The sequence below is a fragment of the Marinococcus halophilus genome (genome assembly GCF_900166605.1).
Lineage (GTDB): Bacteria > Bacillota > Bacilli > Bacillales > Marinococcaceae > Marinococcus > Marinococcus halophilus.
The window spans coordinates 2023395-2041295 of record NZ_FVZD01000006.1; the positions used below are offsets into that span (position 1 = coordinate 2023395).

The window sequence follows — 17901 nt, forward strand, 5'->3', positions numbered from 1 at the left end:
GTACCTTCTTTTTGCTCTACAGACTCTTTCAGTCTTCGAGACGTTCATGCACCATGGCCATGACATCCATTTTCAGCTGAAGAAGCTTCTCTTCAGTTTGTTTAAACGTTTCTCCCTTAACTCCGAAATAAAACTTCACTTTTGGTTCCGTGCCTGACGGACGTAGACAGAACCAGGAGTCATCGTCTGTAAAAAACTTCAGTACGTTCGAAGACGGAAGCTGAATAGACTCTTTTTTTCCATTTTCAAGCAAGTACGTGCGTTCCCCTGTTTTATAATCCTCCAGTTTTTGAATAGAAGCATCACTTACCTGCACAGGCGGATCTTCGCGGAATGTTTCGATCAGGTGATCAATTTGGGCCGCGCCCTCTTTTCCTTTTTTCGTTATGGAATCAAGCCCTTCCATAAAGTATCCATAACGGTTGTAAATCTCCAATAGGCCTTCATATACAGCGCGTCCCTGTTTCTTATGCCAAAGCGCCATTTCTGCGATTAAAAGCGCTGCCTGCACAGCATCTTTATCGCGCACAAAGTCTCCGATTAAGTATCCGTAAGATTCCTCATAGCCAAATTGAAACGCATATTCTCCTGTTTCATTATACATTTTGATTTTTTCACCGATGAATTTAAACCCGGTGAGCGTGTCTTCGCATGCCTGGCCATAATGTTCTGCTATAGCTCTTCCAAGTTCAGAAGTTACAATTGTTTTCATTACAATGCCGTTTGCCGGAAGGGTTCCAGCTTCTGTTTTCTGCATGAGAAGATAATCAAGAAGCAAAGCTCCCGTCTGGTTTCCAGTGAGCACCATAAACTCACCGCTGCTGTCTTTAGCTGCCAGGCCAATACGGTCAGCATCTGGATCGGTAGCAATCAGTATATCAGCACCGCTTTCGCTTCCTATTTGAACAGCTTTTGCAAAAGCTTCTTTTTCTTCTGGGTTCGGACTTGGCACGGTAGAAAATTCCGGGTCAGGCGTTAACTGCTCCTCCACTGTCGATACATTATGAAAACCAGCCTCCGTGAGTGATCGCAGCACTGGTTCTTTCGCAGTTCCGTGAAGTGGTGTGAATACTATATTCAAATCACTGCCGCTTTCTTTAATCATTTCCGGCTTCAGTAGAATCGACTGCAGCGCTTTATCATAAGCTGCATCGGTCTCTTCCCCAAGCATAACGAGAAGGCCTTCCTCCTGCATCGAGCCGCTGTCTTTCACCCGGATTTCAAGTTCATTTTCGACCGACTCCACGCAGGCAATCAACTCATCGGCAGGCCCCGGCGGGAACTGCCCCCCATCCTCTCCGTACACTTTAAAGCCGTTATATTCCGGTGGATTGTGACTTGCTGTAATTACTACACCGGCAAACGCGTATGTTCTCCGCACCGCAAATGAAAGCTCGGGCGTTGGGCGCAGATCTTCAAACAAGTATACCTGGATACCGTGCGCCCCAAGCGTCTGCGCTGTTTCGAGTGCAAACTTTTCCGAATAGTGACGTGGGTCAAACGCGATTGCAACCCCTCGGGACTTTGCCTTCGCTCCTGCATTTTCTATATACCGTGCAAGGCCTTCTGCCGCCCGGCGGATCGTGTATGTATTCATTCTATTCGTACCAGGCCCGATCTCTCCGCGCATGCCCCCAGTTCCAAACGCCAGGTATTGATAAAAGTACTCCTCAGCGTTCGTTTCATCCAGCTCGTGAAGCTTTTCTTTCCATGCGTCTTCTATAAATGCATGGTTTCGCCATCGGTTCCAGTGGTCCGTCCAACTCATATATACAATCACTCCTGAAACGTTTAATATGTTTCCCAGTAAAACAGTCTATTACCAGTATATAAGAAAGCACGCGTTTCTACCATGGTTTTCAGGCATTCCTTTCTTCTCTTTCAAAATAAAAACGCCTGCTCCAAGTACAGAGCAGGCGAGGTTGTGCAATTTATTAATTTGCTTGTTTTTCCCGGGCTTTTTGGTCATCAACGTCTTCATATGGCTTCGTTGCATAGGCAATTTCAGATTCAAGCTCTTTAGTGTAGGCTTTGGTTTCTTCGTCGGACCAGTTTAATGATTTTTTCATAAACGCAATCACAGACTCTTTCCAGCGCTTCAGCTCCGGCATATCAAAGAACAGGAAGGCCGTTCTTCTGTTTAGGAAGTCTAGCGGCGTAACTGCCATCTCGTACTCGAGGGCGTACAACAGCCGGGCAGCAAGTTTTAACGGCATGCCACTGTTTTTCGCTTCTTCAAGATTTTCTTCCAGCAGCTCAAGCATTTTCAAGCCATTTGCCCCGTAAAAACGGAACAGATCTTCTGTTTCGTCTCTTGTCATACCTAGTGCTTCGCCGCGGTACGCTTCTTTTACAGCAAACGTTTCATAGCCGGAGGAGCCGCCTACTTCTCCGCCTGAAAGCCGGATGTCCTGGGTTGGACATGGCGCGTGAATGTTCATTTTTTCCACCACGACGTCAACAATCCGCTCTGCCATTTTACGGTATCCGGTCAGCTTACCACCAGCAATGGAAATTAACCCCGAATCGGAAATGAAGATCTCATCTTTACGGGAAATTTCAGAAGCGGATTTTCCTTCCTCCTGAATGAGCGGTCGGATGCCGGACCAGCTGGATTCTACGTCTTCCGCCTTTAGTTTTAGGGACGGGAATTCATAATTTGTTACTTCTAAAATATAGTCGCGGTCTTCACGGGAAACACGGGGCTCCTGCAGGTTCGATCCGTAATCAGTATCTGTCGTGCCCACGTATGCCTTATTGCCACGTGGGATGGCAAAGATCATCCGGCCATCCGGAGCATCAAAGTACGTAGCCTGGCGGAGCGGGAACCGGCTGAGGTCAAACACAAGGTGAATTCCTTTCGTGTGATGCAGGTGTTTACCTGTGTTCGATCCGTCTACTTTTCTTAGCGTGTCTACCCACGGGCCCGCAGCGTTCACCACATGGTCCGCATAGATGCGGTGGGTTTCATTGTTGATCAGATCTTTTACTTCCACGCCAATCAGTTTGCCGTTATCATACAAAAGATCAGTAGCTTTGGCGTAGTTAACGGCGTTAGCGCCGAGCTCCACAGCCTTTTTCATTGCTTCGAGAGTTAATCTCGCGTCGTCTGTACGGTATTCAACGTAAACGCCGCCTCCAAGAAGGTTATCTTCGCGAAGTAGTGGCTCTTTCTCCATCGTTCTTTTTTTGTTAAGCATGTAACGGCGCTCATGCTTGTTTACCTGCGCAAGACGGTCATAGACCTGCAACCCGAATGAAGTAGTAGTCTTACCAAGGTTTCCGCCTTTTACGATTGGCAGTAGCATCCACTCCGGCTCAGTAACGTGGGGCGCATTTTCGTACACAATGGCCCGCTCCCTGCCCACTTCGGCAACCAGCTTAATTTCAAACTGTTCGAGGTAACGCAGCCCTCCGTGTACAAGTTTAGTAGAACGGCTGGATGTACCCGCTGCGAAGTCCTGCATTTCGATGCAGGCTGTGTTAAGCCCACGGGCTGTAGCGTCCAATGTAATACCCGCTCCAGTAATGCCGCCTCCGATGACAAGCACGTCGAGGTGGGTCTCTGTCATATTTCTCAAACGCGCTTTGCGTGATAGTGCAGAAAAATGTTGATCTGCCATTCATTTCATCCCCTTTTGAAATATCCGAGAGTAAAAAAGACCGCAGATATCCTCTTCTGGTGTGAAGGGTATCTGCGGTCTCTCTGCATCTCCGACCATTTATTAACTTAACTTCATTGTAATCGCTCGTCCATTCAATTGCAACCGATATGTTTACTTAAACGCCCGTGCTGCATCAACCGCTTTTTTCCAACCTGCATAGTGTTCTTCCCGTTTTTCTTTTTCCATATGCACGTCGAATGATTTTTCAAGCTCCCATTTATCTATAAGCTCTTCTTTGTTTTTCCAAAAGCCTGTGGCAAGACCGGCAAGATAAGCCGCTCCGAGTGCCGTGGTTTCAAGTACATACGGGCGTTCCACCCGGACATCAGCCATATCACACTGGAACTGCATAAGGAAGTTATTCGGCACAACGCCGCCGTCAACGCGCAATGTTTTTACTTCCATACCCGCATCTTCCCTCATAACGTCAAGCACGTCCTTCGTCTGGTAAGCGAGTGCTTCAAGCGTCGCCCGGATAAAGTGCTCTTTTTCCGTACCACGTGTCAGGCCGAATACAGCCCCCCGCACTTCGCTGTCCCAATAAGGAGCCCCCAGGCCGGTGAAGGCCGGGACCACGTATACGCCCTCATTGTCGTTTACACGCAGCGCATAAGCTTCAGAATCTGAGGAAGAGTCAATCAGGCGCATGCCGTCTTTTAGCCACTGCACGGCTGAACCCGCCACAAAAATACTTCCTTCAAGCGCATATTTCACTTTCCCGTCAAGACCCCATGCGATGGTTGTAAGCAGTCCGTTGTTTGAGTGAATCGGAGTCTCTCCCGTCTGCATCAGCATAAAGCAGCCCGTGCCGTAAGTATTTTTGACCATACCTTCGTCGAAGCACGTTTGTCCAAACAAAGCTGCATGCTGATCACCGGCTGCTGAGGCGATTGGTATCTCTTCCCCAAAGAAATGATAATTTACCGTATGGCCGTAAATTTCCGACGACGATTTCACTTCAGGAAGCATCGTTTCGGGAATGTCCAGCATCTGTAGAAGTTCCTGGTCCCAGGTTAGGTCATAAATGTTAAACATCATCGTACGCGAGGCATTGGAATAGTCCGTTACATGAGCCTTGCCGCCGGTTAGCCTCCAGATCAGCCACGTATCAATCGTTCCAAACAACAAATCTCCCTGCTCTGCTCTTTCTTTCGTTCCATCAATATTATCAAGAATCCATTTTACTTTCGTTCCCGAAAAGTAAGGGTCAAGCAGAAGACCGGTTTTGCTTCTTACCATGTCTTCATATCCCTGCTGCTTTAATTCATCACAAATAGTGGCAGTCTGCCGGGACTGCCATACTAATGCGTGATACACTGGTTTTCCGGTGTGCTTGTCCCACACCACTGTGGTTTCACGTTGATTTGTAATGCCGATCCCGCTGATCTGCTTTGGAGAAACTTCATTGTTCTCAAGCACTCCGGCAATACAGCCGAGCACACCGGACCAGATTTCATTGGCATTGTGTTCCACCCAGCCGGCGCGGGGAAAATACTGCTCCAGCTCACGCTGTTCACTGCCTACAATCCGGCCTTCCTGATCAAACAATATAGCTCTTGAACTGGTCGTTCCCTGGTCTATTGCGAGAATGTATTTCTTTTCAGTCATCGTTGTTTCCTCCACTTATCTTTTCTCTATTTTGGCCACAGTGATTTTTCCGTCGTCGATATGGCCGATGCTCCTGCACTCCAAGCAGCAGAAACCTCTTCCTGCGAACGAATAAGGCCACCTGCAATAACAGGCACATTTTTATTTTCTGCTACTTCCTTAATCATAGATGGTACAATACCCGGCAGAAGCTCCACCATGTCTGGTTTAATGTCTTCAAGCAGCTTATAGCTTGTTTCAAGCGCGAGTGAATCCAGTAAAAACAAGCGCTGCACTGTGATAAGGTTGTTTTTTTTGGCAGTTGTAAGAATCTGCCGGCGAGTGCTGATCAAACCGTCCGGACGGATATTCTGGCACAAATACTGGGCTGCAGAATCGTCATGGGCGAGTCCCTGGACCAGATCTGCATGCAAAAGTACTTTTTTATCCGCCCGTTTGCTTAACTGCATCAGGCTTTTAAGCTTTGCCAAATGCACGTTCAAAATGACTACGTACCGTCCGGAGGTTTTGAGCGCTTTTTCAAACTCCCTTTCATTACGGGCGGCTGGCAGAATTTTTTGGCCGGTAAGCATATCTTTCCCCCTTTATCTCTCTTTCGCGTTCAAGCTTTTTGAATTACGACTGCTTTTAGCTGTGCTATACTTTACGCAAATACAAAAAATACTATACAGGTGATGGACGGTGTTCGCAATGACCCAACAAAACGAGACAAAAAATAATGAACTGGCTACCTTTGCCGGCGGGTGCTTTTGGTGCATGGTACAGCCGTTTGACGAGCTGCCCGGCATTATCTCCATTACGTCCGGCTACACCGGAGGCAGTGTCGCAAACCCTTCGTATGAGCAGGTAAAAGCCGGTACCACAGGTCACAGAGAAGCAGTTCAAATTGAATTTGACCCCGCGCTGTTTTCCTATCAGCAGCTGCTCGATCTATACTGGCCTCAAATTGATCCTACCGATCCAGACGGCCAGTTTCACGACCGCGGCCCGCAATACCAGACGGCTATTTTCTACCATAGCGAAGAGCAGCGCCGGCTGGCGGAAGCCTCGAGGCAGCGGGTAGAAGACAGCGGCCGATTCCGTGATCCCGTAGTCACAGAGATCAAACCGGCGGAACCTTTTTATCCGGCTGAAGAATCCCACCAGAACTTTTACAAAAAAGAACGGGAAGCTTATAAAAAAGACCGCGCCCTCTCCGGCCGCGATGAATTTATTGAAGCTCACTGGGACAGTTCCCCGGGGCATTAATAATAAATTATTTTCTATCAAAAAGAGCTTCAGCAGGCAGCATCTGCTGAAGCTCTTTTTATGGACTGAAGGTAAAATCATCGAGCGGCCAGTACCTGATACTCGCTTCCCCGACAATCTGGTTTTCATCTACAAAACCGACGGCATCAGCTCTGCTGTCTTCACTCCTCGGGCGGTTGTCGCCCATTACAAAATAACTGTCTTCCGGGACGGTTGTTTCACCGGTTACCCCCTCAAGTGTAAAGTCCTGAGTGAAGACCCCGCTTGTTTCATTTTTATATTCTTCTAAGTACGGCTCTTCCTGGGCTTCTCCGTTGATGTAGAGAGTATCATCTCTGTATTCTACTGTGTCCCCGGGGAGCCCGATAACTCTTTTAATATAATCACTGTTTTCATTTGCATGGAAAACGATAATATCTGAGTGCTCGGGCTCAGAAAAAGCATAGCCGATCTTGTTAATAATCATCCGCTGCCCGTCTTCCACTGTAGGCAGCATGGAAGGGCCACTGACCACATAGTTGGCAAACAAGAAGCCGCGCACAATGACGACAATTAATACGACGACGACAATTACTTTAATCCAATCCCATATTTCCTTTGACCAATTCGTCATTACCGACTTCCTCCGTTTCTATCTGCCTTTTCACTCTAGCACGGTTTCTGCGGATGAACAATCCAGAAATGCATGCAGACTAGAGGCATTATATCATATTTTTTACGGAACTTTCTTTTCCTTTTAATCTTAAAGCCTTCTTTGTCGATATATTAAATATACTGAGGCAAAGGAATTAATTACATGAGAAAACTCTTAGGGCTTATATGGATACTATTATTTATAACCAGCGGGGCAGTGGTTTCCTGGCTGTTTATAAAAGAGCTGAGCAGCACCCAGGCTCTTTCTTCTTTCCTTGAAGAACAGGTGGACGTTTCCAGCGTACCTATTGCCCAGAACAGTTACGTTACCGACCATAAGGGTGATCAAATTGCTGAATACAGGACAGAGGAAGACCGTCGTTACGTATCGCTTTCTCACTTTCCTGAACATGCCAGAGCTGCATTTATTGCCACAGAGGACCAAAAGTTTTACGAACACCAGGGAGTTGATCCTTTAGGCGTTGTACGGGCTCTTATAAGCAATGCAAGTACCGGGAGCATTGAAGAAGGAGCAAGTACAATTACGCAGCAGGCGACAAGAAATATCTATTTCTCTCATCAGCAGACCTATGAAAGAAAGGTTGCCGAAGTTCTTTTCGCTTACCAGCTCGAACAATCCTATACAAAAAACGAAATACTGGAAATGTATATGAACACTATTTATTTTGGCGAAGGTATTTACGGTTTCGAAACGGCAAGCCATTCCTATTTTGGCAGGTCAAGCAGTGATCTCTCGCTCGCGCAAACAGCTTTTTTGGCAGCGGTACCGGCTAATCCGTCCTACTATAACCCCGTGGAACATCCCGAGCGGACCCGGGAAAGGCAGCTGTGGATATTGGAAAAAATGAATGAAGCCGAAGTGATAACCGCTGAAGAAAAAATGAGCGCTTCCGAAGAAACTGTTTCTGTAGATTTACAAGAAAGAAATGCCAATCCCTATCCTGATTATACTGATTATGTAAAACACGAATTCAAACAGCTTGTGGCAAAAAACGAAGGTTGGGACGAACGGCTCAATCAAGCGGAGGGAAGCGAAAAAGAAGCTCTTTCCGAGAAGCTTAACATACGCACAAACCAGCTCCTTCAGTCCGGTATTACCATCCATACCACCATGGACACTGATATACAGAATATGCTAATAGAAAAATCCCGCTCCTACTGGCAACAGCGCGGCATAGAAGGAGCCGCCGTTATCATTGATCATCGTGCCGGCGCTCTTACGGCCATGAGCGGCGGGGCAGATTATCATGAATATGAATTCAACCGGGCTTTTCAGGCTTACCGACAGCCTGGATCAGTATGGAAGCCGCTGCTCGTCTACGGACCGTACCTTGAAGAACACGAGCGTTCGATTCACCAATTAGTTTCTACCAAAAAATACTGTGTTGCTTCCTATTGCCCTGCAAATGAAGGTGGAGCAGCAAAAGAGCGCGTCACAATTAAATTAGCGCTTGCCTTTTCCTACAACACCTCCGCTCTGCGCCTTATGCATCAAACCGGTCTAGAAGCTTCCTTTCAGTACCTCGAGAAGTTTGAGTGGGCGGAATTAACTCCGGCAGACAGGCAGTACGCTGCTGCTCTCGGCGGCGTTGAACGTGGTGTTTCACCAGTGGAATTAACAAGCGCTTACACCGTATTTTCTAACGACGGAACGTACGAGCCACCGCGTGCTATTACTTCTGTTACTGATGCAGATGGAAAGCTCCTGTTTGAATGGGAGTCCCAGGAAACCACCGTCTGGTCTCCTGAAACCAATGATCAAATGCGTGAAGTTCTTCGCGCCACTGTCGTTTCAGGAACGGCTTCCAGCCTGGCAGTTTTTGCAGATGTCAGCGGCAAAACGGGTACTTCAAATGCTACGAGAGACAGTTGGTTTGCCGGCTATGACGACAGGTACACAGTGGGGGTCTGGCATGGATACGACGACCCCCGGCCCCTACCTCCGGATAACAGCGCCATCGCTTTCTGGAAAACGATTTATCCCATGCTTTACGAAAAAAACGAACAGCCTTAGCCGTCCGTTTTTTTCATACTGGCAAACTATGTAAAAAACTATTGTACAAACGTAAAAACGCATATCCCGTGCCAATAATAAAAAGCCCCCAGAAAGACAAATGCAGTAGAAAAAAACCAGCCACTCCAGTAAAACGAAGAGAGGGGGCCAGGCGGATAATCAAATACACGAATGATAAAAGCGTCGCTCCAATGAAAAGCCCTCCGAGTAGATAAAGTTGGGAAGTAAGAAACAGCGACACTCCCCCAGCTATTAAATAAATCCATCCACAGCTTTGAAGATAAGAGCGGGCGTCTCCAGTTTCATCGTTTAAAAAAAATAACAAGGACAGCCCCATCATTGTATCCGAAATTAATTTTAAGGCAGCAATGATCATAAAAAACGCAAGCATAAGTATAAAAAGCATGGTTAATTTAATTCCATTCTCTGAAAAAAACTCGAGCATGCCCTGATAAATACCGGCCGTTTCTAAAAAAGCGGCGGTATACTGCTGGGTCCAGATGCCAAAGGATAAACAGAAAAATAAAATAGCAAGGATCGGAAAGTGGCTGGTCAAATAGGCATTTTTCATTGCGTACTCCAGGGGTCAGTTAGCATGGACGACATGAAATTGGCGGATCTGATTACCGGTGGCAGCGCTCTCTCTTTTTTCCTGCCCGCCTGATCGATGAGAAGATTTAAAAGAGTCACTTTCAAGCCAGTTCTGAAAGTCTTCCTTGGTCTCCCACTTTGTGAAAACAAGCTGTTTTCCATCTTCTGTCGTTTCGTCTAAAAACAAAAATTCCAAACACCCCGGCACCTGATTCATCTTTTCAGCACTAGCGCCAAAACGTTCCTGAATTTGTTCCTTCGCTTCTGCCGGCACCTCAAGTTCATTAATAACAACGTACATTTTTTATCCCTCTTTCATTATTGTAATTGTGGAAACGCCTGCTGGCGAAGCGCTTCATACACTAAAATAGCTGCCGTGTTGGACAAATTTAATGAACGGACTTTATCATTCTGGGGTATCCGGATACACTTTTCCTGATACTTCTCAGTCACATATTCGGGAAGGCCAGTAGTTTCACGCCCAAATACAAAAAAATAATCTTTCGCCGGATCTGAATAGTCATGCACGGCATATGAAGACGAGCCTACTGTTTCTACAAAGAAAAATTCCGCTTCCGGATACGAGTTCATCCATTCTTCAAGTGAATCATAATAGTGAATCTGCACATTGGGCCAGTAATCACATCCCGCCCGCTTCAACATCCGGTCCTCCGTAGAAAAACCAAGCGGGCGTATTAAATGCAGGTGAGTATCCGTCCCCGCACACGTTCTTGCAATGTTTCCAGTGTTTGCCGGTATTTCTGGTTGAAATAATACCACGTGTAAAGCCAAATCGCTCTCTCCTTCTTTTCCTACCGCGATACCGCCTGCGCTCTTTCTAGTTCAAGCAGTCCTTCTTTTACATGTACTCCCCCGCCAAACCCTACCATTTTCCCGTTTTTCCCAATGACCCGATGGCACGGAACGATAATGGAAACCGGGTTTTTGTTATTAGCCATTCCTACTGCCCGGAAAGCTTTTGGCGAATCAGCTTCTGCAGCAATTTCTGCATAGGACTTTGTCATTCCATAAGGAATACCTTGAAGGGCCTCCCATACTCTTTTTTGAAAAGGCGTCCCCCTCATATCGAGCGGCACCGTAAAATCGGTGCGCTCGTTCGCCTCATATTCTTCGAGCTCCCGGAAAACTTTATTATGCAGAGGATGCAGTTCTGCCCGCAGTCCGCATGAAGCACCGATATGCTTTTTCAGCCAACGCTTTATTCGTTCTTCATTTTCTTTTAAGGAACCAAAGTGCAGCATGCAGACACGGCCTTCGTATATTACTACGGTCACTTCACCTATATTACCGATTGTTCGCGATGCAGCCCACGCCTCCATAATAATCCTCCTTGATACATTTTCTTCTATTATACTCGTTCCGGAGATGTTTTATCCAATGCTTTTGAGATTTCTTCAAGCACTTCTTCGTCTTTTTCCCTGCTGTCAGCATGATGCAGTGCCTCGACTCCTTCCTGCGTTGGCATTTCTCCTAATGCCCAGGCACAGGCCCCTCGTATCACCGGCCGCGGATCGTTACAGAGCAGCTGTACAATTGTCGGTATCGAGGATTTTTCTTTCATATGGCCGAGAGCGATCAGGGCGTTACGCTGAATTGGTTTTTTTCCTCTCCACGAACCGGCAATGTATCCGAATTTTTCTTTAAACTCCCGGTTAGAAATTGTTAATAACGGTTCGAGCAGTGGCTTCACTACTTCCGGCTCCGGTTCAAATTCCGGGTGGTTATGGAAATCTACCCCTTTATTTTCCGGACACACCTGCTGGCAGGTGTCGCATCCGTACAATCTATTGCCAAGCTTATGGCGGTAGCGCTCCGGCAGCGCTTCCTTCGTCTGCGTCAAATAGGCGATACACTTTTTCGCGTCAAGCTGGCCTCCCTGAATCAAAGCATCCGTGGGGCATAAATCCACACAGCGGTTGCATGTGCCGCATTGATCCATCAGCGGAGTATCCTCCGGCAGGTACAGCGTAGTAATCATTTCGCCTAAATAAACATACGAGCCGAATTCAGGGGTAATTATAGCGCAGTTTTTGCCGCTCCATCCAATGCCCGCACGCTCTGCCACTGCACGGTCCGATAATTCACCAGTGTCAACCATCGATTTACACTCTGCTCCCGGAACCGTTTCTTGTATGAAGGCCTCCAGTTGGTTTAATTTATCCCGCAGGACGTCATGGTAATCTTTACCCCAGGAAGCACGGCAAAACTGGCCTCTGCGTGCTCCAGGGCGATTCTTTGGTGCCTCCGGAAGCTTCGTGGGATATGCGAGGGCGATAGATATAATCGTTGTCGCTTCCGTCAGGAGAAGCTCAGGGTGCGTTCTTTTATCAATATCGTCTTCTTCAAAGCCGGACTGATAGTTCAGCCGCTGCTGTTCTTTCAGCCTTGCTTTTAAGGTTACAAAGGGGGAGGCAGAAGCAAAGCCTACTTTATCAATGCCGATAGATTCCGCAAATGCCTGAATTTCCTCTTTTAATTCCTGTGCCGTTCGCATGGACGGCCCTCCTTTATAAATCATTTCGCCGGAGTCTGTGAAAGTGGTATGATACATTATGAGCTAGACATGAAGGGGGATATATATGCTCAAAGACATTTCTATTTCTTCTGCTGTTTTTAAAATTATTCCTTCTTTTCAATGCGGCGTCAACATCTACCGCGACATTGTTATTGATGACTCCCCTGGAATGCTTCGGGGGCGCGTGGACTTCTTCCATAAACAAATCCAGATGGATCTGCTTGATCAGTCTGTCTATGACTATACAGGTGTTCGGCAGTGGCAACAAATATTAGAACAGGCAGGGCTTATTGACCGTTCGCTGCCACCTCTCCATGAACAGCTGTACAAAAATTTACAGGCAGATAATATCCCGCCTTCTGAGCATTCCAGTGAAGACCTCATTCATTTTTTTAATCTTCAGTATGAAACTCCGGTTATATTGATCGATGCAGATACTGTCTTCGATTATGTAAAAATCGGCTTCGGCGTAGAGCAGGACCAGCTTCAGATCACTGAAAACCATCTCCATCCGATGTACGGACAAATTATCGCCAAAGACCGCAAGAAAACATTGGCCTCATTAAGTGGACCAGGCCTGGACAGCAGAACCAGCCGTTCGACTACTACAGCAATACAATTAACCTTTATACGGCCACAGCTCTCCAATGATTCTGCTGCTGAACTTACTCAGGCAGTGGGAAATATGTTTACTCAAATTCACGGAGGCACCGTAGAAAGCCGTCTTCTGCGCGCAGCTTCTCCTGTTTGGGAGTTCTCCTTATAATTATAAAAAAAGTCTCTCCTTTTTAAAAAGGAAAGACTTTTTCTTTATATCCAGCTTTCGCATTTAAAATTAAACATAAAAATAACGCTTCTCTCTAGAAACGTTTTCCTGGCTCGTTAAATGGTAGCGAAGGTGGGACTCGAACCCACACGTCCAGAGGACACTTGATTTTGAGTCAAGCGCGTCTACCGGTTCCGCCACTTCGCCGTTCAACTAAAAAATGGTACCGAGGGCCGGACTCGAACCGGCACGGTTGATGACCAACCGCAGGATTTTAAGTCCTGTGTGTCTACCAATTCCACCACCCCGGCAGGCGTTTGCTTCTCTTTAATAATGGAGGCGGTACCCGGATTCGAACCGGGGGATAAGGGTTTTGCAGACCCGTGCCTTACCACTTGGCTATACCGCCATTCCAGAGAATGGCTTAATGCTTATGTTAATAATGGAGCGGAAGACGGGATTCGAACCCGCGACCCCCACCTTGGCAAGGTGGTGTTCTACCACTGAACTACTTCCGCAATTGGCTGGGCTAGCTGGATTCGAACCAGCGCATCACGGGACCAAAACCCGATGCCTTACCGCTTGGCTATAGCCCATTATCCAATATGGGGCGATTGGTGGGAATTGAACCCACGCGTGCCGGAACCACAATCCGGTGCGTTAACCACTTCGCCACAACCGCCATGTGAACATAACACATTAAAAATGGCAGGGGTAGTAGGAATCGAACCCACATTGGCGGTTTTGGAGACCGCTGTTTTGCCATTAAACTATACCCCTGTATAAGTGGTGGAGGGGGACGGATTCGAACCGCCGAACCCGAAGGAGCGGATTTACAGTCCGCCGCGTTTGGCCAACTTCGCTACCCCTCCACATATGGTGCCGGCCAGAGGACTTGAACCCCCAACCTACTGATTACAAGTCAGTTGCTCTACCAATTGAGCTAGACCGGCGTTTTTTGAATGGTGGCTCGAGACGGAATCGAACCGCCGACACGAGGATTTTCAGTCCACTGCTCTACCGACTGAGCTATCGAGCCACATTAGATATTGTTGCCATAAATTGATTCAATGAAGCAATTCGGAATAGACAACTGAAATTATACCTTATTCATTTTGTTTGTCAATACGAATAAAGGTAAAATGGCGGGCCTGACGGGATTTGAACCCGCGATCTCCTGCGTGACAGGCAGGCATGTTAACCACTACACCACAGGCCCTTTTGGTTGCGGGGGACGGATTTGAACCGACGACCTCCGGGTTATGAGCCCGACGAGCTACCAGACTGCTCTACCCCGCGATATAAAATATATGGTGGAGGATGACAGGATCGAACTGCCGACCCCCTGCTTGTAAGGCAGGTGCTCTCCCAGCTGAGCTAATCCTCCGTAAATGGTGACCCGTACGGGATTCGAACCCGTGTTACCGCCGTGAAAGGGCGGTGTCTTAACCACTTGACCAACGGGCCTCTGAAATAAATATGTATGGCGGAGAGCGAGGGATTCGAACCCTCGAGACGGGAATGCCGCCTACACGATTTCCAATCGTGCTCCTTCGGCCACTCGGACAGCTCTCCAGTGGCTCCGCAGGCAGGATTCGAACCTGCGACCAATCGGTTAACAGCCGATTGCTCTACCACTGAGCTACTGCGGAATATAATAAAAAAAGCCCGGCAGCGATCTACTTTCACGGGGGGAGAGCCCCCGGCTATCATCAACGCTGAAGAGCTTAACTTCCGTGTTCGGCATGGGAACGGGTGGGACCTCTTCGCTGTTGCCACCGGACCGGCCCGTCGGGCCCTGACAACCAAATACCGAGACCGCGGCCACCGCCGCGTATCGTGCTGAGCGTGGATAAGACTTCGACCGATTAGTATCCGTCCGCTGCACATGTCGCCATGCGTCCACGCCGGACCTATCTACCTCGTCATCTCCAAGGGGTCTTATCTCCGTAGAGGGGAAAGGTCATCTTAAGGGGGGCTTCATGCTTAGATGCTTTCAGCACTTATCCCGTCCACACGTAGCTACCCAGCAGTGCTCCTGGCGGAACAACTGGTACACCAGCGGTGTGTCCATCCCGGTCCTCTCGTACTAAGGACAGCTCCTTTCACCTTTCCTGCGCCCGCGACGGATAGGGACCGAACTGTCTCACGACGTTCTGAACCCAGCTCGCGTACCGCTTTAATGGGCGAACAGCCCAACCCTTGGGACCTACTTCAGCCCCAGGATGCGATGAGCCGACATCGAGGTGCCAAACCTCCCCGTCGATGTGAACTCTTGGGAGAGATTAGCCTGTTATCCCCAGGGTAGCTTTTATCCGTTGAGCGACGGCCCTTCCATGCGGTGCCGCCGGATCACTAAGCCCGACTTTCGTCCCTGCTCGACTTGTGGGTCTCGCAGTCAAGCTCCCTTGTGCCTTTGCACTCTGCGAATGATGTCCGACCATTCTGAGGGAACCATTGGGCGCCTCCGTTACTGTTTGGGAGGCGACCGCCCCAGTCAAACTGCCCACCTGACACGGTCCCGAGGCCGGATCACGGCCTGCGGTTAGAATGTCGATACCACCAGGGTAGTATCCCACCAGCGCCTCCTCCGAACCTGGCGGTCCGGATTCGATGGCTCCTACCTATCCTGTACAAGTGGTACCCACATCCAATGTCAAGCTACAGTAAAGCTCCATGGGGTCTTTCCGTCCTGTCGCGGGGAACCTGCATCTTCACAGGTATTATAATTTCACCGGGTCTCTCGTTGAGACAGTGCCCAAGTCGTTGCACCTTTCGTGCGGGTCGGAACTTACCCGACAAGGAATTTCGCTACCTTAGGACCGTTATAGTTACGGCCGCCGTTTACTGGGGCTTCAATTCGGCGCTTCTCCCCCCGGAGGGGGATAACGCCTCCTCTTAACCTTCCAGCACCGGGCAGGTGTCAGCCCCTATACTTCGCCTTACGGCTTCGCAGAGACCTGTGTTTTTGATAAACAGTCGCTTGGGCCCTTTCACTGCGGCTCCCTGGGGCTATGCACCCCGGGGAGCACCCCTTCTCCCGAAGTTACGGGGTCCTTTTGCCGAGTTCCTTAACGAGAGTTTTCCCGCGCGTCTTAGAATACTCATCCCACCTACCTGTGTCGGTTTACGGTACGGGCACCACGTTCCTCGCTAGAGGCTTTTCTTGGCAGGGTAGGTGCCGGCCCTTCGGGCCCCGTAGGGCCCTCCTGGTCACCGCTTGGCCGTCTGGGGGAGGGATTTGCCGCTCCCCCGGCCTTGCCAGCTTCAACGCGCATGTCCATTAGCGCGCGGCCGTGCCTGCCTGCGTCCCCCCATCACTCAAATGGAACGGAGGTGGTACAGGAATATCAACCTGTTTTCCATCGCCTACGCCTATCGGCCTCGGCTTAGGACCCGACTAACCCTGAGCGGACGAGCCTTCCTCAGGAAACCTTGGGTTTTCGACGGAAGGGATTCTCACCCTTCTTTTCGCTACTCATACCGGCATTCTCACTTCCAGGCGCTCCACCGGTCCTCACGGTCCGGCTTCGGGGCCCCTAGAACGCTCCCCTACCATCTCTCCCATGCGGGAGAGTCCACGGCTTCGGTGCTGCGTTTAGCCCCGGTACATTGTCGGCGCAGAGTCACTCGACTAGTGAGCTATTACGCACTCTTTCAATGATGGCTGCTTCTAAGCCAACATCCTAGTTGTCTAAGCAACTCCACATCCTTTTCCACTTAACGCAGACTTAGGGACCTTAGCCGGTGGTCTGGGCTGTTTCCCTCTCGACGACGGATCTTAGCACTCGCCGTCTGACTCCCGGGCAGCAAGTCACTGGCATTCGGAGTTTGACTGAATTCGGTAATCCGGGAAGGACCCCTCGTCCAATCAGTGCTCTACCTCCAGGACTCTCGTACCCGAGGCTAGCCCTAAAGCTATTTCGGGGAGAACCAGCTATCTCCAGGTTCGATTGGCATTTCACCGCTACCCACGACTCATCCCCGCAATTTTCAACTTGCGTGGGTTCGGGCCTCCAGCCAGTGTTACCTGGCCTTCACCCTGGTCATGGGTAGATCACCTGGTTTCGGGTCTACGCCCGCCTACTTGATCGCCCTCTTCAGACTCGCTTTCGCTGCGGCTCCGCCTTTGCGGCTTAACCTTGCAGACGAGCGTAACTCGCCGGTTCATTCTACAAAAGGCACGCCGTCACCCCTTAACGGGCTCCGACTTCTTGTAGGCACACGGTTTCAGGATCTGTTTCACTCCCCTTCCGGGGTGCTTTTCACCTTTCCCTCACGGTACTGGTTCACTATCGGTCACTAGGGAGTATTTAGCCTTGGGAGATGGTCCTCCCAGCTTCCGACGGGATTTCTCGTGTCCCGTCGTACTCAGGATACCCCCGGCGGGGGGAGGATGCCGGCTACCGGGCTGTTACCGTCTCTGGCGGGCCGTTCCAGGCCGCTTCGCCTATCCTCCCCGCCTGCCGTGCGGGGGTCCTACAACCCCGGGATGCAAGCATCCCGGTTTGGGCTGATTCCGTTTCGCTCGCCGCTACTCGGGAAATCGCGTTTGCTTTCTCTTCCTCCGGGTACTAAGATGTTTCAGTTCTCCGGGTCTACCGTCCGCCGCCTATGTGTTCAGCGGCCGGACGCCTTCCCATGACGGAAGGCGGGTTCCCCCATTCGGACATCTCCGGATCAAAGCTTACGTACAGCTCCCCGGAGCGTTTCGCCGTTCGTCGCGTCCTTCATCGGCTCCTAGTGCCAAGGCATCCACCGTGCGCCCTTTTCTTCTTAACCACTCGATACGCGGTCATTCTTCGACGCGGCCGCCGGT

At 49.4% G+C, this 17901-nt stretch carries 13 protein-coding genes, 16 tRNA genes and 2 rRNA genes; 3 read left to right on the top strand and 28 right to left on the bottom strand.

Annotation, left to right across the window (positions count from 1 at the left end):
- Positions 1-28 precede the first annotated feature (28 nt).
- From B5066_RS16350 to B5066_RS16365, 4 genes are all read right to left on the bottom strand, one after another.
- A complete protein-coding gene (locus tag B5066_RS16350; protein WP_079476951.1) occupies positions 29-1768 on the bottom strand; it encodes a phospho-sugar mutase in 1740 nt (579 codons plus the stop codon).
- Between the two features lie 166 nt (positions 1769-1934).
- On the bottom strand, positions 1935-3623 hold the full coding sequence (locus B5066_RS16355) for a glycerol-3-phosphate dehydrogenase/oxidase (protein WP_079476952.1): 1689 nt from the start codon (positions 3621-3623) through the stop codon (positions 1935-1937).
- Between the two features lie 153 nt (positions 3624-3776).
- Positions 3777-5273, bottom strand: a complete 1497-nt coding sequence (glpK, locus tag B5066_RS16360; RefSeq protein WP_079476953.1) for a glycerol kinase GlpK — start codon at positions 5271-5273, stop codon at positions 3777-3779.
- A gap of 26 nt (positions 5274-5299) precedes the next feature.
- A complete protein-coding gene (locus tag B5066_RS16365; RefSeq protein ID WP_079476954.1) occupies positions 5300-5845 on the bottom strand; it encodes a glycerol-3-phosphate responsive antiterminator in 546 nt (181 codons plus the stop codon).
- Positions 5846-5963: 118 nt separating this feature from the next.
- On the opposite strand from B5066_RS16365, the gene msrA reads away from it, so the two are divergent.
- Positions 5964-6521: a peptide-methionine (S)-S-oxide reductase MsrA gene (gene msrA, locus B5066_RS16370; protein WP_079476955.1), complete on the top strand. Its 558-nt coding sequence runs from the start codon at positions 5964-5966 to the stop codon at positions 6519-6521.
- A 58-nt stretch (positions 6522-6579) separates the two neighbouring features.
- On the opposite strand, the gene lepB is transcribed toward msrA, so the two are convergent.
- Positions 6580-7134, bottom strand: coding sequence for a signal peptidase I (lepB, locus tag B5066_RS16375; protein ID WP_079476956.1), 555 nt, complete (start codon positions 7132-7134; stop codon positions 6580-6582).
- A gap of 183 nt (positions 7135-7317) precedes the next feature.
- Between lepB and B5066_RS16380 the strand changes: the two genes are divergently transcribed.
- Positions 7318-9189 carry a transglycosylase domain-containing protein gene (locus B5066_RS16380; RefSeq protein WP_079476957.1) on the top strand — a complete coding sequence of 624 codons (1872 nt, stop codon included), beginning with the start codon at positions 7318-7320 and terminating at the stop codon, positions 9187-9189.
- Positions 9190-9202: 13 nt separating this feature from the next.
- Here B5066_RS16380 and B5066_RS16385 read toward each other — a convergent pair whose 3' ends face one another.
- The 5 genes from B5066_RS16385 to queG are packed head-to-tail and all read right to left on the bottom strand — an operon-like array spanning position 9203 to position 12295.
- A complete protein-coding gene (locus tag B5066_RS16385; protein ID WP_079476958.1) occupies positions 9203-9760 on the bottom strand; it encodes a DUF5366 family protein in 558 nt (185 codons plus the stop codon).
- Between the two features lie 15 nt (positions 9761-9775).
- The gene (locus B5066_RS16390) at positions 9776-10081 is read right to left on the bottom strand and encodes an antibiotic biosynthesis monooxygenase family protein (RefSeq protein WP_079476959.1); all 306 of its coding nucleotides are present in this window, start codon (positions 10079-10081) and stop codon (positions 9776-9778) included.
- A 17-nt stretch (positions 10082-10098) separates the two neighbouring features.
- Positions 10099-10572 (bottom strand): tRNA (uridine(34)/cytosine(34)/5-carboxymethylaminomethyluridine(34)-2'-O)-methyltransferase TrmL, encoded by a 474-nt coding sequence (gene trmL, locus B5066_RS16395; RefSeq protein ID WP_079476961.1) that lies wholly within the window; start codon positions 10570-10572, stop codon positions 10099-10101.
- Positions 10573-10592: 20 nt separating this feature from the next.
- Positions 10593-11120: a methylated-DNA--[protein]-cysteine S-methyltransferase gene (locus B5066_RS16400; protein ID WP_079476962.1), complete on the bottom strand. Its 528-nt coding sequence runs from the start codon at positions 11118-11120 to the stop codon at positions 10593-10595.
- Positions 11121-11149: 29 nt separating this feature from the next.
- Complete coding sequence (queG, locus tag B5066_RS16405) at positions 11150-12295, bottom strand: tRNA epoxyqueuosine(34) reductase QueG (protein ID WP_079476963.1); 1146 nt, start codon at positions 12293-12295, stop codon at positions 11150-11152.
- Between the two features lie 85 nt (positions 12296-12380).
- On the opposite strand from queG, the gene B5066_RS16410 reads away from it, so the two are divergent.
- Entirely contained in the window at positions 12381-13082 is a 702-nt protein-coding gene (locus B5066_RS16410; RefSeq protein ID WP_079476964.1) for a hypothetical protein, read from the top strand.
- Positions 13083-13203: 121 nt separating this feature from the next.
- Here the strand turns inward: B5066_RS16410 and B5066_RS16415 are convergent.
- From B5066_RS16415 to B5066_RS16500, 18 genes are all read right to left on the bottom strand, one after another.
- Positions 13204-13289 (bottom strand) — tRNA-Leu (locus B5066_RS16415).
- Positions 13290-13303: 14 nt separating this feature from the next.
- Positions 13304-13393 (bottom strand) — tRNA-Leu (locus tag B5066_RS16420).
- Between the two features lie 23 nt (positions 13394-13416).
- Positions 13417-13491 (bottom strand) — tRNA-Cys (locus B5066_RS16425).
- 34 nt (positions 13492-13525) lie between these two features.
- Positions 13526-13600 (bottom strand) — tRNA-Gly (locus B5066_RS16430).
- Between the two features lie 3 nt (positions 13601-13603).
- Positions 13604-13678, bottom strand: a tRNA-Gln gene (locus B5066_RS16435).
- A gap of 10 nt (positions 13679-13688) precedes the next feature.
- A tRNA-His gene (locus B5066_RS16440) sits at positions 13689-13764 on the bottom strand.
- A gap of 24 nt (positions 13765-13788) precedes the next feature.
- Positions 13789-13862 (bottom strand) — tRNA-Trp (locus B5066_RS16445).
- 7 nt (positions 13863-13869) lie between these two features.
- Positions 13870-13954: transfer RNA gene (locus B5066_RS16450), tRNA-Tyr, on the bottom strand.
- 5 nt (positions 13955-13959) lie between these two features.
- A tRNA-Thr gene (locus B5066_RS16455) sits at positions 13960-14035 on the bottom strand.
- A gap of 10 nt (positions 14036-14045) precedes the next feature.
- Positions 14046-14121, bottom strand: a tRNA-Phe gene (locus B5066_RS16460).
- Positions 14122-14225: 104 nt separating this feature from the next.
- Positions 14226-14301 (bottom strand) — tRNA-Asp (locus B5066_RS16465).
- 3 nt (positions 14302-14304) lie between these two features.
- Positions 14305-14381, bottom strand: a tRNA-Met gene (locus B5066_RS16470).
- A gap of 12 nt (positions 14382-14393) precedes the next feature.
- Positions 14394-14469: transfer RNA gene (locus B5066_RS16475), tRNA-Val, on the bottom strand.
- A 5-nt stretch (positions 14470-14474) separates the two neighbouring features.
- Positions 14475-14549 (bottom strand) — tRNA-Glu (locus tag B5066_RS16480).
- A gap of 17 nt (positions 14550-14566) precedes the next feature.
- Positions 14567-14657: transfer RNA gene (locus tag B5066_RS16485), tRNA-Ser, on the bottom strand.
- Between the two features lie 2 nt (positions 14658-14659).
- A tRNA-Asn gene (locus B5066_RS16490) sits at positions 14660-14734 on the bottom strand.
- A gap of 14 nt (positions 14735-14748) precedes the next feature.
- Positions 14749-14865 (bottom strand): 5S ribosomal RNA (gene rrf / locus B5066_RS16495).
- A gap of 65 nt (positions 14866-14930) precedes the next feature.
- Positions 14931-17864, bottom strand: a 23S ribosomal RNA gene (locus B5066_RS16500).
- Between the last annotated feature and the right edge of the window lie 37 nt (positions 17865-17901).